At 64.3% G+C, this 13634-nt stretch carries 13 protein-coding genes; 11 read left to right on the forward strand and 2 right to left on the reverse strand.

What is annotated here, in order from left to right; translation table 11 throughout:
• Window positions 1-184 precede the first annotated feature (184 nt).
• From AC0L3X_RS10290 to AC0L3X_RS10320, 7 genes are all read left to right on the forward strand, one after another.
• Window positions 185-1033, forward strand: a complete 849-nt coding sequence (locus AC0L3X_RS10290) for an adenylate kinase (RefSeq protein ID WP_283016851.1) — start codon at window positions 185-187, stop codon at window positions 1031-1033.
• A gap of 187 nt (window positions 1034-1220) precedes the next feature.
• Window positions 1221-1589 (forward strand): 30S ribosomal protein S13, encoded by a 369-nt coding sequence (gene rpsM, locus AC0L3X_RS10295; protein ID WP_014494511.1) that lies wholly within the window; start codon window positions 1221-1223, stop codon window positions 1587-1589.
• 121 nt (window positions 1590-1710) lie between these two features.
• Entirely contained in the window at window positions 1711-2100 is a 390-nt protein-coding gene (rpsK, locus tag AC0L3X_RS10300; RefSeq protein WP_007603045.1) for a 30S ribosomal protein S11, read from the forward strand.
• A 112-nt stretch (window positions 2101-2212) separates the two neighbouring features.
• A complete protein-coding gene (locus tag AC0L3X_RS10305; RefSeq protein ID WP_038942308.1) occupies window positions 2213-3244 on the forward strand; it encodes a DNA-directed RNA polymerase subunit alpha in 1032 nt (343 codons plus the stop codon).
• A gap of 163 nt (window positions 3245-3407) precedes the next feature.
• Window positions 3408-3824, forward strand: coding sequence for a 50S ribosomal protein L17 (gene rplQ, locus AC0L3X_RS10310; RefSeq protein WP_014494513.1), 417 nt, complete (start codon window positions 3408-3410; stop codon window positions 3822-3824).
• Between the two features lie 120 nt (window positions 3825-3944).
• Window positions 3945-4784 carry a c-type cytochrome gene (locus AC0L3X_RS10315; protein WP_283016850.1) on the forward strand — a complete coding sequence of 280 codons (840 nt, stop codon included), beginning with the start codon at window positions 3945-3947 and terminating at the stop codon, window positions 4782-4784.
• Between the two features lie 210 nt (window positions 4785-4994).
• The gene (locus AC0L3X_RS10320) at window positions 4995-5783 is read left to right on the forward strand and encodes an SDR family NAD(P)-dependent oxidoreductase (protein WP_248878451.1); all 789 of its coding nucleotides are present in this window, start codon (window positions 4995-4997) and stop codon (window positions 5781-5783) included.
• A gap of 170 nt (window positions 5784-5953) precedes the next feature.
• On the opposite strand, the gene AC0L3X_RS10325 is transcribed toward AC0L3X_RS10320, so the two are convergent.
• Complete coding sequence (locus AC0L3X_RS10325) at window positions 5954-6967, reverse strand: zinc-binding alcohol dehydrogenase family protein (protein WP_283016849.1); 1014 nt, start codon at window positions 6965-6967, stop codon at window positions 5954-5956.
• A gap of 133 nt (window positions 6968-7100) precedes the next feature.
• Here AC0L3X_RS10325 and AC0L3X_RS10330 point away from each other — a divergent pair, with 133 nt between their 5' ends.
• Window positions 7101-7484: a winged helix-turn-helix transcriptional regulator gene (locus AC0L3X_RS10330; protein ID WP_041959361.1), complete on the forward strand. Its 384-nt coding sequence runs from the start codon at window positions 7101-7103 to the stop codon at window positions 7482-7484.
• 41 nt (window positions 7485-7525) lie between these two features.
• Here the strand turns inward: AC0L3X_RS10330 and AC0L3X_RS10335 are convergent, their stop codons facing one another.
• Window positions 7526-9157: an OprO/OprP family phosphate-selective porin gene (locus AC0L3X_RS10335; RefSeq protein WP_283016848.1), complete on the reverse strand. Its 1632-nt coding sequence runs from the start codon at window positions 9155-9157 to the stop codon at window positions 7526-7528.
• Window positions 9158-9470: 313 nt separating this feature from the next.
• Between AC0L3X_RS10335 and AC0L3X_RS10340 the strand changes: the two genes are divergently transcribed.
• From AC0L3X_RS10340 to AC0L3X_RS10350, 3 genes are read left to right on the forward strand one after another with little or no spacing between them, the layout of a single operon-like run.
• Window positions 9471-10877, forward strand: coding sequence for a DegQ family serine endoprotease (locus tag AC0L3X_RS10340; RefSeq protein WP_283016847.1), 1407 nt, complete (start codon window positions 9471-9473; stop codon window positions 10875-10877).
• Window positions 10874-12211: a replication-associated recombination protein A gene (locus AC0L3X_RS10345; protein WP_028151184.1), complete on the forward strand. Its 1338-nt coding sequence runs from the start codon at window positions 10874-10876 to the stop codon at window positions 12209-12211. The genes AC0L3X_RS10340 and AC0L3X_RS10345 overlap by 4 nt, the downstream gene beginning before the upstream one ends.
• Before the next feature lie 52 nt (window positions 12212-12263).
• Entirely contained in the window at window positions 12264-13481 is a 1218-nt protein-coding gene (locus AC0L3X_RS10350) for an RluA family pseudouridine synthase (RefSeq protein ID WP_071912861.1), read from the forward strand.
• Window positions 13482-13634 lie beyond the last annotated feature (153 nt).

Consider the following 13634-nt stretch of genomic DNA (forward strand, 5'->3'; position numbering starts at 1 on the left):
AAGACATCGGCAGAGCTGCTCTCCCTGCGACGCAATCACTGATTTCAAAGGCCTTCTTGGCGTCCTGGCATTTGCTCCCCTATGATATGGGTAGCGGTGCGGCGCCGATTATGATTTGCACTGTCATTGGACTTCAAACACAGGTGCGCGACGTATCGCTCACCAATCCGGGGGGCGTACGCCGATGAGAATTATACTTCTGGGACCGCCGGGGTCGGGCAAGGGGACCCAGGCGCAGCTGCTGGTGCAGCGCTATGGCATCGTCCAGCTCTCGACCGGCGAGATGCTGCGCGCGGCCGTTGCGGCGGGAACGCCGGTCGGGCTGAAGGCCAAGGAGATCATGGCCAGCGGCGGTCTCGTGCCCGACGAGATCGTGGTGGGAATCATCTCCGACCGCATCGACCAGCCGGACGCCAAGAATGGTTTCATCCTCGATGGCTTCCCGCGCACCGTGCCGCAGGCCGAGGCGCTGGATGAGCTGCTCAAGCACAAGCATCTCAAGCTCGACGCCGTGGTCGAGCTCCGCGTCAACGAGAGCGCACTCCTGAGCCGCGTCGAGACTCGCGTCGCCCAGATGCGAGAGCGTGGGGAGGAGGTTCGGGTCGACGACACCCCGGAGGTCCTGACCAAGCGGCTCGCCAGCTACCGCAGCCAGACGGAACCCCTGATTCACTACTATTCCGAGCGGCGGAAGCTCTCGACCATCGACGGCATGATGGCCATCGACGAGGTCACCCGCGCCATTCATCGCCAGCTTCTGGCGCTGGGGGCGGTCGAACCCAAGTCGCATGGCAAGGCCCAAACGCGCAGCGCGGCCAAGTCGACGCCCGCCAAGAAAGGTGCCAAGAAGGCCAAGGTAGCCAAAAAGCCGGCGAAAACGGCCAAAAAGGCTGCCAAATCCGCTAAAAAGGCCGCCAAGAAGGCGACCAAGAAAACGGTCAAAAAGGCAGCCAAAACGACCGCCAAGAAGGCTGTCAAAAAAGGTGCCAAAAAGGCCGCAAAAAAGGTCACGAAAAAGCGAGCTAAGCGCTAGCAGCGGTTGACGAAAGCCCCCTGAATCCCCTAATAAGCCCCGCATCCAAGTCGGATAGTTTCAAACGATGCCGGGCCCCAGGAAGACTAGGGGTGGGCGTCGTGTTCGCGTTTGTGAACACCTGCCCGAGAAACCAAGCACTTAAAGCCTGATTCCTGACGAGGGATCGGCAACAGGAGAGAAGGCCGTGGCCCGTATTGCCGGCGTGAACATTCCGACCAACAAGCGCGTGCTGATCGCGCTCCAGTACATCCATGGCATCGGCCAGAAGATCGCTGGTGAGATCCTGGAGAAGGTGAAGATCCCCGAGGATCGTCGCGTCAACCAGCTCAGCGATGCCGAAGTGCTCCAGATCCGCGAAGTGATCGACCGCGACTATCTCGTCGAGGGCGACCTGCGTCGTGAGGTCGGCATCAACATCAAGCGTCTGATGGACCTCGGCTGCTATCGCGGCCTGCGTCATCGTCGTGGCCTGCCGGTGCGCGGTCAGCGTACCCACACCAATGCGCGTACGCGCAAGGGTCCGGCCAAGGCCATCGCCGGCAAGAAGAAGTAAGTTTTCGAATCCAATCGCGGCGTGTGGCGAAAGGGGAGACCCGTTCGCCACGCGCCTTTCGTTCCACAGGTGTAGCCGCTGGCATTACGGCGGCGTTTGAGATCTTCAGGAAAGGTACTCTATGGGCAAGGAAGCCACCCGCGTTCGTCGTCGTGAGCGCAAGAACATCGCCTCCGGCGTCGCGCACGTGAACTCGTCGTTCAACAACACGACCATCACCATCACCGACGCGCAGGGCAACACGATTGCCTGGTCCTCCGCCGGCACGATGGGCTTCAAGGGTTCGCGCAAGTCGACCCCGTACGCCGCGCAGGTTGCCGCCGAGGACGTGTCGAAGAAGGCGCAGGAGCACGGCATGCGCACGCTGGAAGTCGAAGTCGCCGGTCCCGGTTCGGGCCGCGAGTCGGCGCTCCGTGCGCTTCAGGCCGCGGGCTTCACCGTCACCTCGATCCGCGACGTGACCACGATCCCGCACAACGGTTGCCGTCCCCGCAAGCGTCGGCGCGTTTGATACCAAGTTGCGGGCGCATTGGTCGCCCGCAATGACTTTTTGCAAAGCCGCGCGAATGATCCGCGGCCTTTCTCCAACGCCAGTGTCTGCACTAGCAGTTTGACTGGCCTGTATGGGTGAAACAGTGACGATCCAGAAAAATTGGCAAGAACTGATTCGGCCGAACAAGCTCCAGATCCAGCCCGGCAGCGATTCGACCCGTTTCGCGACCATCGTTGCCGAACCGCTCGAGCGCGGCTTCGGCCAGACGCTCGGCAACGCGCTGCGCCGTATCCTGCTCTCCTCGCTCCAGGGCGCGGCGGTGCAGTCGGTGCACATCGACGGCGTGCTGCACGAGTTCTCCTCGATCGCGGGCGTCCGTGAAGACGTCACCGACATCGTGCTCAACATCAAGGACATCTCGATCAAGATGCAGGGCGAAGGCCCCAAGCGCATGGTCGTGAAGAAGCAGGGCCCGGGCGTCGTCACCGCCGGCGACATCCAGACCGTGGGCGACGTGGTCGTGCTCAACCCCGACCTGCAGATCTGCACGCTCGACGAGGGCGCCGAGATCCGCATGGAGTTCACGGTCGCCACCGGCAAGGGCTACGTGCCCGCCGAGCGCAACCGTCCCGAGGACGCGCCGATCGGACTGATCCCGGTCGACAGCCTGTACTCGCCGGTCCGCAAGGTCTCCTACAAGGTCGAGAACACCCGTGAGGGCCAGATCCTCGACTACGACAAGCTGACCATGACGATCGAGACCAACGGCGCGCTGACGCCGGATGACTCGGTGGCTTATGCCGCCCGCATCCTGCAGGATCAGCTCAACGTGTTCGTCAACTTCGAAGAGCCGCGCAAGGAAGTCGCCCAGGAGATCATCCCGGACCTCGCCTTCAACCCGGCCTTCCTCAAGAAGGTGGACGAGCTCGAGCTGTCGGTTCGTTCGGCCAACTGCTTGAAGAACGACAACATCGTCTACATCGGCGACCTCGTGCAGAAGTCGGAAGCCGAAATGCTCCGCACCCCGAACTTCGGCCGCAAGTCGCTGAACGAGATCAAGGAAGTGCTGGCCCAGATGGGTCTGCATCTCGGCATGGAAGTGCCGGGCTGGCCGCCGGAGAACATCGACGAGCTCGCCAAGCGCTTCGAGGATCACTACTGAGCGCAGCATGATCCCGGAAAAGTGCGAAGCGGTTTTCCGATAAGGATCATGCTCAAACAAGAAAGCGAAAGCGCAACGCGCTTTCGCGGGCGAACGCAGGCAGCCCACCTGAGCAACATGTCCGACGAACCGTCGCGGCAGTTTCAAACTAAGGAATAGTTACATGCGTCACGGCAAGGTTCATCGGAAGCTCAACCGCACGGCCGAGCATCGCCGCGCGATGTTCGCCAATATGTGCGCCGCGCTGATCAAGCACGAGCAGATCGTCACCACGCTGCCCAAGGCCAAGGAGCTCCGTCCGATCGTCGAGAAGCTCGTCACTCTCGGCAAGAAGGGCGGCCTGTCCATGCGTCGCCAGGCGATCTCCGAGATGCGCGACAAGGACCAGGTCAAGAAGCTGTTCGACGTGCTGGCGCCCCGCTACAAGGACCGTCAGGGCGGCTACACCCGCATCATCAAGGCCGGCTTCCGCTATGGCGACAACGCCGCGATGGCCGTGATCGAGTTCGTCGACCGTGACGTCGATGCCAAGGGCCAGGACTCCGGTCCGGTGCAGGAGAAGGAAGCCGAGGCGGCGTAAGCCGGCCGGTACCTCAGTTTTCAGAAAGCGGCGCCCCTGGGCGCCGCTTTTTTGTATGGCGCGGCGATATCTCATGCCGCGCATCGTCTGGTGAACGCGATTCCGGCCGGGGGGCTGTCGATGAGGATTGTGCTTGGGATCACGCTGGCGCTGTTGATGTCGCCGGCCTCTGGCGAGACGCTGGTCGAGCGCGGTGCCTATCTCGTCAACAGCGTGATGGTCTGCCACAACTGCCACACGCCGCGCGGGCCGCAGGGCCTCGATCTCTCGCGCGCGCTAGCGGGCGGCAGCCAGGTCTTCGATGAGCCTGCCTTCAAGGTCACCGGCTCCAACATCACGCCGGACAAGGACACCGGCATCGGCAACTGGAGCGATGCCGAGCTGAAGCGGTTTCTGGTCAGCGGTCACAGGCCGAACGGGACCAAGGTCGCGCCAATCATGCCGACCGCATTCTACACGGTGCTCACGGCCCGGGATCTCGATGCGCTTACCGCTTACCTGCGCTCAGTACCCGCAGTGCGCCACGAAACGCCGGCGCCGGAATACAGGATCGCGCTGAAGCCGGAAACGCCGACCTATGCCGGCAAGCAGGCGACCGAGGCCGAGCTCTCCGACAAGCTCGCGCGCGGCCGCTATCTCCTGACCATCGCCCATTGCCTGGAATGCCACACGCCGGAGGGCCCGTCCGCCGTGCATGACTTCGCGGGTGCGAGCGGCAAGGGTGGCCGCACGTTCAAGGGGCCGTGGGGCGAATCCATCTCCCCCAATATCACCGCCGATCCCGCGGCCGGCCTGGGCGGCTGGAGCGACGACGAAATCAAACGTGCGATTACGCAAGGCATCGCGCGCGATGGCCACAAGCTCAAGCCGCCGATGGCCTATGCTGCCTATGCCAGCATGACGGCGCAGGACCTCGATGCCATCGTCGCGTTTCTCAGGACGCTACCGCCGCGGCAATAGTGCCGTAGGGCGGGCAAAGGTGCGCTCTTCGCGCGCCGTGCCCACCATTTCGCTTTCAACTCGTGTCGAAAAGGTGGGCACGCTTCCGCCTTCGCTCTTCGAGCTACGGCGGACAAATCGCTTTGCCCCATCCTACGATTTCGCAGTTGTGGCGATTGAAGCGGCGTGCGCTGGACACGATATCCGCTTCAGCAACAATGGAGATGATTCATGAAGATCGACCTTTCCGGAAAGACCGCCCTCGTGACCGGCTCCACCGCCGGCATCGGCCACGCCATCGCAAAAGGTCTCGCCGCGTCCGGCGCGAGCGTGGTCATCAACGGTCGCGGCCAGGACAAGGTCGATGCCGCCGTGCGCAAGCTGGAAGGGGCGGGCCTTAAGGTCCGCGGCATCGCCGCCGACGTCTCGACCGCTTCGGGCTGCAAGGCGCTTGTGGCGGCGCTGCCGGAGGTCGACATCCTCATCAACAATGCCGGCATCTTCGAGCCAAAAGACTTCTTCGAGATCCCTGACGAGGACTGGAGCCGCTTCTTCGAGGTCAACGTCATGAGCGGCGTGCGGCTGTCGCGCGCCTATATGAAGGGCATGCTCAAGCGCAACTGGGGCCGCATCGTCTTCATCTCATCGGAGTCCGGGCTCAACATTCCCGTCGAGATGATCCACTACGGCATGAGCAAGACGGCCCAGCTCTCGGTCGCCCGCGGCCTCGCGCAGCTCACCCGCGGCACCGGCGTCACCGTCAATTCCGTGCTGCCGGGTCCGACCATGTCGGAAGGCGTCGAGACCTTCGTGAAGGATCTCGCCAAGCAGAATGGCCAGTCGGTCGATGAGGCCGCGGCCAATTTCGTCAAGCAGCACCGCCCGAGCTCGCTGATCCAGCGCTTCGCCAGCGTCGACGAAATCGCCAACATGGTGGTCTATGTCGCGTCGAAGGAAGCGTCCGCGACCAACGGTGCGGCGCTGCGCGCCGAAGGCGGCATCGTCAACACGATTGCCTGAGACTACGTCTGTGCCGGCCCATGTGATCTCTTCGTCGAGGGCGTGCCGGAAACGTAGCTGCCGTAGGGTGGGCAAAGCGACAGCGTGCCCACCACTGTGATTGTGCATGTCGAGAAGATGGTGGGCACGGCGCAAGTGCGCCTTTGCCCACCCTACGAAGCCGTAAATACCTACCACCCCTCCAGCACGATCTTGCCGCGCGACTTGCCGCTTTCGAGCAACGCATGCGCGCGCTTGAGGTTGGCCGCGTTGATCGTGCCAAAGGTCTGGTCGAGCGTGGTGCGCAGCACGCCCTTGTCGATGAGGTCGGAGACGTCGTTGAGCAGATGATGCTGCGCGATCATGTCGGGCGTCTGGAAAGAGGAGCGCGTGAACATCGATTCCCAGTGTACCGAGATCGCCTTGCCCTTGAAGGTGCTCACGGCGAACTCCGGGGGATCGTCGATCAGGCCGAACCGACCCTGCGGCGCCATGAACTCGGCGATCGCTTTGTAGTGCTGGTCGGTGAAGGTAAGGCTCGCCACCAGCGCCACCGGCGGCAGCCTCAAGCTCTCGATCTGCTCCTTCATCGGCTTGCCGTGGTCGATCACCGCATGCGCGCCGAGATCGAGGCACCATTTTTGCGATTCCGGCCGCGTCGCCGTGGCGAGCACCGTGAGGCCCGTGAGGCGGCGCGCAAGCTGGATCAGGATCGAGCCGACGCCGCCGGCGCCGCCCGTGATCAGCAGCGTGCGCGGATCGACGCTCTTGCCCGGCACCGCGCCGAGCCGGTCGAACAGCAGTTCCCAGGCGGTGATGGAGGTGAGGGGAAGGGCTGCTCCTTGCGCGAACGACAGGCTCTTCGGCTTGTTGCCGACGATGCGCTCGTCGACCAGGTGGAATTCGGAATTGGTGCCCTGGCGCAGGATCGAGCCGGCGTAAAACACCTCGTCGCCCGGCTTGAACAGCGTGACGTCCGGACCCACGGCATCGACGATTCCGGCCGCGTCATAGCCAAGAATCTTCGTCTCGCCCTCGGGCGGGGCGGCACGCTTGCGTACCTTGTAATCGACCGGGTTCGCCGAGATGGCCTTCACGGCGACGCGGATATCGCGCCCCTTGGGCTCGGGCTTTGCGGTCTCGAAATCGATCAGCGCGTCCTGATCCTCGATCGGAAGCGATTTTTTGTAGCCGACGGCCTTCATGGCTTGTCTCCATCAAATGGCGCGTAGCTTGTGATGTGCGCCTGGCCCGCTAACTGTCCCGCTAGCCCCGATTTGGCAAGTACTGTAAATTCGGGGATATAGTCCCTGTTTGGATACTATCGGGAAAACACGCATGAAGCGGCGAGATTTTACCCGGCGTCCGGGCTGCTCGGTCGAGGCGACGCTGGACCTGATCGACGGCAAGTGGAAGGGCGTGATCCTCTACCATCTCCAGGACGGCACCCAGCGCTTCGGCGAACTGCGTCGCCGGATGCCCGGCATCACCCAGCGCATGCTGACAAAGCAGCTTCGCGCGCTGGAGGAGGACAAGCTCGTCATCCGCAAGGTCTATGCCGAGGTGCCGCCACGCGTGGAGTATTGCCTCTCCGAGCTCGGCGAGAGCCTGCGGCCGGTGATCGACATCCTGAAGGCCTGGGGCGAGAGCCATCAGCAACGGCTGTCCTGCGCGCCGCCGCCCGAAGTGGAGCCGGTCAAGAAGCCGAAACGCGCAGCGTAACTCTCCGGGAGCGGACCGTGCCGCTCCCGGAAGAGATTGCATCAGAACGCAAACTGCGTGCGCAACGCGACTGCATCGAACTTCGAGCCGGTGTCCGCCGCCGACACCGCCGAGGCCTGCTTCGACACCGTGCCATGCAGATAGTCGAGCATGAAGCGCACATTGCCGTTGACGTACCAGTTGAGCGCCAGCGTGTAGACGGTTTGCCGCCCGCCGGCGATGCCGGCGGCGGTCGCCAACTGATCGTTCAGATCTATGGTCGAGTAGCGACCGGCGATCTCCCAGGCACCCCAGCCGCCGCCGTTGATCGAGAACGGATTGTTCGGCTTGACGCCGCCATAGGCCGCGTTGCTCGGATTGTACTTGCGCGATTCACCGGTCAGGACATAGGCCGCCTGTGCGTAGCCGCCCTGGAATTTCAGGCTCGACGTACCGATGGGCGCCACCGCGGTGTTCGCACCGCGATCGATGTTGAACCAGTAGTATTCGCCCTGGACCCAGAGCGGTCCATAGGTGGCCGCGGCTTCCACGCCATAGACCTGCGCGCCCGACACATTTGCAATCGCTCCGGTCGAGATCAGCGTCGTGGGATCGATGCGCAACTCGGGACGATCGCTGAGCGTGAGCGTTTGCGTGTTCGCGATCAGATTGCGCGGCGGCTGGATCAGCCATTCCGCGTCGGCGCCGAGATGCACCGAGTAGTCGTTGCCGCTCACAACCTGGCCCGCAACGCGGGCGGTCGCGCCGTATTGCTCGCTGGTCCCGGGAGGTGACACGCTCGAGGCCGAGTGAATGGCACCCGAGGTCGGGCCGGTCACGTAAGCGCCGGCCCAGAACACGTCATTGTACCAGCGGGCACCGGCGGCGGAACGGAAGTCGCCGGCGGCGATATTTTGCGCGATGATGCCGACCGAGGCGCGTTCCATGAACGCAATGTCGTTGGAACTCGTGGATTCATCCAGGGTCCAGGCAAGGTCCATGATGCCGGCTTCGATTGCCATCTTGCCGCCGAACGGCTTCAGCCCCGTGTAGCTCACCCAAGCATTCTCGATGCCGGAGGTGCCCCCGCCCGGCAGGAAGCCGACAGGGGTCGCGCCGGCGGCGCCCGTGCCGCCAAATCCGTCGGACGAGCCCCCGAAATCGTAGATCAGCGCGAAATTCCAGTCTTCGAGGAATTTGCCGACGACACCGATGCGCGCGCGACGCACGTTTTCGCCGCTGTCCAGCTTTTGCGGCACAGTTGCCGCCGTGTTGGGACGATAGTCATAGCCGCCCATATCGTAGTGCACGCGACCGGTGATCGCGACGCAGTTCGCCCCGTCGGCGGTGCAGATGGTCGGCCGGTTGTTCGGCATCGTCACGACGGCGCCGGACGCGGGCGCCGGTCCCTTGAGCGGGATCGCCGCGTTGGCATTGGCCACGACCGCCTTTGCCTCCGAGCGCGCTTCGGCCTTGGCCTCTGCCTTTGCTTCGACTTTGGCCTTCGCCGTGGCCGCCGTGTTGGCGGCGGTCTGGCTCTGGAGCTTGTCGAGCTTCTGCTCCAGCATCTTCAATTGCTGCTTCAGCAGTGCGATCTCCTGATCGCTGCTGCTTGCCGTTTGGGCCTGGGCCTGCGAGGCCGCCAGCGCACCGGCGAGACCAATCGCGGTGGCTGCAAGTCTTGTCCTGCTCACATCATGACTCCATCGTTTGACGAACTTCCCCAAGTCGTAACGGGAGAGCCTAGGTATGAACGATGACTGCCCCGCGACGCTGCGCCCGGTTGCGCGGTTCCCACTGATGCCAATTCGCCGCAACCGAATCCGCTCGACACCACAATGGTGGATGACGCGCATCATGCCAATCCACCGCCCAGGTAAATTGTCATTTCGCATGCGGGACTTGCACGCCGGACACACCGGAAAGGCGGCTGAATAATGCCCCCTGGCGCCCTTCTATTGGCGGGCGAACGCGCCTATATTCCGGCGTCTTTTCCGAGAGGTAGGAATGTTTCGATCGACCCGGACCGCCGTCATCACGGCATTGTGCATAGCGTTTTCAGCCCACCTCAATCCGGCCGCCGCGCAGGACCGTCGTGCACCGTCCTCGCCCGCCGAGCTGCGGCTGTCCTATGCGCCGATCGTGCAGCGGGTGCAGCCGGCCGTCGTCAACGTCTACGCCGCCAAGGTGGTGCAGAACCGCAATCCGCTGCTGGACGACCCGATCTTCCGCCGCTTCTTCGGCGTGCCGGGCCAGCAGCCCGAGCAGATGCAGCGCTCGCTCGGCTCCGGTGTCATCGTCGATGCCTCCGGCCTCGTCGTCACCAACGTCCACGTCATCGAGGGCGCGGACCAGGTGAAAGTATCGCTGTCGGACAAGCGGGAATTCGAGGCCGAGATCCTGCTGAAGGATCCGCGCACCGATCTCGCCGTGCTGCGCCTGAAGGACACCAAGGAGAAGTTTCCGACCCTCGACTTCACCAATTCCGACGAACTGCTGGTTGGCGACGTCGTGCTCGCGATCGGCAATCCCTTCGGCGTCGGCCAGACCGTGACCCACGGCATCATCTCGGCGCTCGCGCGCACCCAGGTCGGCATCACCGACTACCAGTTCTTCATCCAGACCGATGCGGCCATCAATCCCGGCAATTCCGGCGGCGCGCTGGTCGATATGAGCGGAAAGCTCGCCGGCATCAATACCGCGATCTATTCGCGCTCCGGCGGCTCGCAAGGCATCGGCTTTGCGATTCCCGCCAACATGGTGCGCGTCGTCGTCGCCTCCGCCAAGAGCGGCGGCAAGGCGGTGAAGCGGCCGTGGTTAGGGGCAAAATTGCAGGCGGTGACGCCCGAGATCGCCGAGAGCCTCGGCCTGCGTTCGCCGACCGGCGCGCTGGTCGCAAGCGTGGTCTCGACCGGCCCCGCGGCCAAGGCCGGCCTGAAATCCTCCGATCTCATCACCGGGATCGACGGCCAGACCGTGGATGATCCCAACGCCTTCGATTACCGTTTCGCCACGCGTCCGCTCGGCGGCACGGCGCAGATCGACGTGCAGCGCGGCGGTAAGCCACTCAAGGTCACGATCTCGCTCGAGACCGCACCCGACTCCGGCCGCAACGAACTCGTCGTCACCGCGCGCTCGCCGTTCCAGGGCGCGAAGGTCTCGTCCATCACGCCGGCGGTTGCCGACGAGCTGCATCTGGACGCCGACACCGAAGGCGTCGTGATCACCGATCTCGGCGGCGACAGCGCGGCTGCGAGTGTCGGCTTCCAGAAGGGCGACATCATCCTCGCCGTCAACAACCAGAAGATCAGCAAGACCGGCGACCTCGAAAAGGCGGCGGGCGAACGGCCGCGGATCTGGCGCATCACGCTGGTGCGCGGTGGCCAGCAGATCAACGTCACGCTGGGCGGATGAGCCCGAAGCGACCACAGGAGACGCCAACTCTCTTTGCCGCGGCGGGGCTCGACCACGAGGCTCCGCATCCGCTGCCGGACCGGCTGCGCCCGCGCGCGCTGTCGGAGGTCGTAGGCCAGGACCATATCCTCGGTCCCGATGGTGCGCTGACGCGCATGCTGGAGACGCGCACGCTCGGATCGCTGGTGTTCTGGGGCCCGCCCGGCACCGGCAAGACCACGGTGGCGCGGCTGCTGGCCGATGCGACCGATCTGCATTTCGAGCAGATCTCCGCGGTGTTCTCCGGCGTCGCCGATCTGAAGAAGGCGTTCGATGCCGCACGCGCCCGCCGCGAGATGGGCAAGGGCACGCTGCTGTTCGTCGACGAGGTGCATCGCTTCAATCGCGCGCAGCAGGATTCGTTTCTGCCGGTGATGGAGGACGGCACCGTCGTGATGGTCGGCGCGACCACCGAAAACCCGTCCTTCGAGCTCAACGCGGCGTTGCTCTCTCGTGCGCGCGTGCTGGTGTTTCGCTCGCTCGATGCCGCCGCGATCGAAAAACTGTTCGCGCATGCCGAAGAGGTCGAGGGCCGCAAGCTGCCGCTCGATGACGAGGCGCGCGCCGTGCTGGTGCGCATGGCCGACGGCGACGGCCGGGCCTCGCTGACGCTTGTCGAGGAGGTCTGGCGTTCGGCGCGGGCGGACGAGATTTTCAACGCGGCGCAGTTGCAGGAGATCCTGCAGCGCCGCGCGCCGATCTACGACAAGTCGGCCGACGGTCACTACAACCTGATCTCGGCGCTGCATAAGTCGGTGCGGGGCTCCGATCCCGACGCCGCGCTGTATTACCTCGCGCGCATGCTCGATGCCGGCGAGGACCCGCTGTTTCTGGCCCGCCGCGTCGTGCGCATGGCGGTCGAGGACATCGGCCTTGCCGATCCGCAGGCGCTCGTCATTGCCAACGCGGCCAAGGACGCCTTCGACTTCCTCGGCCATCCCGAGGGCGAGCTCGCGATCGCACAGGCCGTCGTCTACCTCGCCACCGCGCCGAAATCGAACGCCGTCTACACGGCTTTCAAGGCCGCGATGCAGGTCGCAAAACAGGCCGGCTCGCTGCTGCCGCCAAAGCACATCCTCAATTCCCCGACCAAGCTGATGAAGTCGGAGGGCTACGGCGCGGCCTACGAATACGACCACGACGCCCCCGACGCCTTCTCCGGCCAGGACTACTTTCCGGAAGCCCTGGGCCGCCAGACCTTCTACGACCCGCCCGAGCGCGGTTTTGAGCGCGAGATCCGCAAGCGGCTGGATTACTGGGCCAAGCTCCGGAAGGAGCGGGGAGGCTCTCGCTAGAAACGGCCATTTCGCCGTGACGGGAGCCGGCTTTTAGGGTACGCAGGCAACCATGAGCCGCCGCATCAAAAGAATGAACCCAAAGCCCCGCTCGCGTGACGAGCGCGACGATTCGCGTCCGTTCAAGGCGCGTACCGCGAAGAAGGCGGGGCCACGGCCGGGTGGCAAGCCGGGTGCGAAGCCGCCGCGCTTTGCGGCGGAGCGTGCCGAGCGGCGCACGCCGAAAGCCGCTGCGCCCGAAGCGCCTGCGCCGGCAAAGCCCGTCGAGGCGCTGCTGCCGACGAAGGTGCAGACCGTCAAGGTGACGGCTGATGAAAACAACATGCGCGTCGATCGTTTCCTGGAAGCGCGCTTTCCCGGCCTGTCGTTCTCCCACATCCAGCGCGTCGTCCGCAAAGGCGAGCTGCGCGTGGACGGCAAGCGTGTCGACAGCAAGGATCGGCTGGAGGAGGGCCAGAGCGTCCGCATCCCGCCGTTGAAGCTCGACACGCCAAAGGCCGTCGGCGAGCTGTCCGAAGGTGCCCAAAAGACGCTTCAGGCGCTCAAAGAGATGACGATCTACGAGGACGACGACGTCCTCGTCCTGAACAAGCCTCTCGGCCTCGCCGTGCAGGGTGGCTCGGGCATGACACGGCACATCGACCAGATGCTGGAGGTGATGCGCGATTCCAAGGGCCAGAAGCCGCGCCTCGTGCACCGCATCGACCGGGAGACCTCGGGCTGCCTGCTGATCGCCAAGACGCGATTTGCCGCCTCGCATCTGACCGGCGCCTTCCGCTCGCGGTCCGCGCGAAAAACCTATTGGGCGCTGGTGCCAGGTCTGCCGAAGCCGAAGCAGGGCCGCATCTCGACCTTCCTCGCGAAGGAAGAGAGCGAGGACGACACCATCATGCGCATCGCCCAGCATGGCGACGAAGGTGCCAGCCACGCGGTGACGTATTATGCGGTGGTCGAGACCGCCGGCAACAAGCTGACCTGGGTGTCGCTCAAGCCCGTGACCGGCCGCACCCATCAGCTGCGCGCCCACATGGAGCATATTGGCCACCCCATCGTCGGCGATCCCAAATATTTCAACATCGAGAATTGGCAGCTGCCGGGCGGCCTGCAAAACCGGTTGCATCTGCTTGCGCGCCGCATCGTCATTCCGCATCCCCGCGGCGGCGTGATCGACGCCACCGCGCCATTGCCGCCGCACATGCAGCAGTCGTGGAATCTGCTCGGGCTCGATGCCAGCCGGTTTGATCCGATCGAGAACGCGCCGGAAGAGTAGGGATTGGACGTGCCGGCTGCGGCAGTTGCGCGACCGAGTAAGCCACATTCTCCGGTGTCATCGCCCGCCTTGTGCGCAATTGCGCACTGGGGCGGGCGATCCAGTACTCCGAGACGGTTGCGGTTGAATCGATAGGCCGCGGCGTACTGGATG

The organism is Bradyrhizobium sp. MI1.7, from assembly GCF_055811795.1.

Bases quoted from the DNA above. Each gene is read 5' to 3' on its own strand.
- AC0L3X_RS10325 (WP_283016849.1), bottom strand. From the start codon at position 6,967: ATGAAGGCCGTCGGCTACAAAAAATCGCTTCCGATCGAGGATCAGGAC.
- AC0L3X_RS10340 (WP_283016847.1), top strand. From the start codon at position 9,471: ATGTTTCGATCGACCCGGACCGCCGTCATCACGGCATTGTGCATAGCG.
- AC0L3X_RS10330 (WP_041959361.1), top strand. From the start codon at position 7,101: ATGAAGCGGCGAGATTTTACCCGGCGTCCGGGCTGCTCGGTCGAGGCG.
- AC0L3X_RS10290 (WP_283016851.1), top strand. From the start codon at position 185: ATGAGAATTATACTTCTGGGACCGCCGGGGTCGGGCAAGGGGACCCAG.
- AC0L3X_RS10350 (WP_071912861.1), top strand. From the start codon at position 12,264: ATGAGCCGCCGCATCAAAAGAATGAACCCAAAGCCCCGCTCGCGTGAC.
- AC0L3X_RS10345 (WP_028151184.1), top strand. From the start codon at position 10,874: ATGAGCCCGAAGCGACCACAGGAGACGCCAACTCTCTTTGCCGCGGCG.
- AC0L3X_RS10320 (WP_248878451.1), top strand. From the start codon at position 4,995: ATGAAGATCGACCTTTCCGGAAAGACCGCCCTCGTGACCGGCTCCACC.
- rplQ (WP_014494513.1), top strand. From the start codon at position 3,408: ATGCGTCACGGCAAGGTTCATCGGAAGCTCAACCGCACGGCCGAGCAT.
- rpsK (WP_007603045.1), top strand. From the start codon at position 1,711: ATGGGCAAGGAAGCCACCCGCGTTCGTCGTCGTGAGCGCAAGAACATC.
- AC0L3X_RS10305 (WP_038942308.1), top strand. From the start codon at position 2,213: ATGGGTGAAACAGTGACGATCCAGAAAAATTGGCAAGAACTGATTCGG.
- AC0L3X_RS10315 (WP_283016850.1), top strand. From the start codon at position 3,945: ATGAGGATTGTGCTTGGGATCACGCTGGCGCTGTTGATGTCGCCGGCC.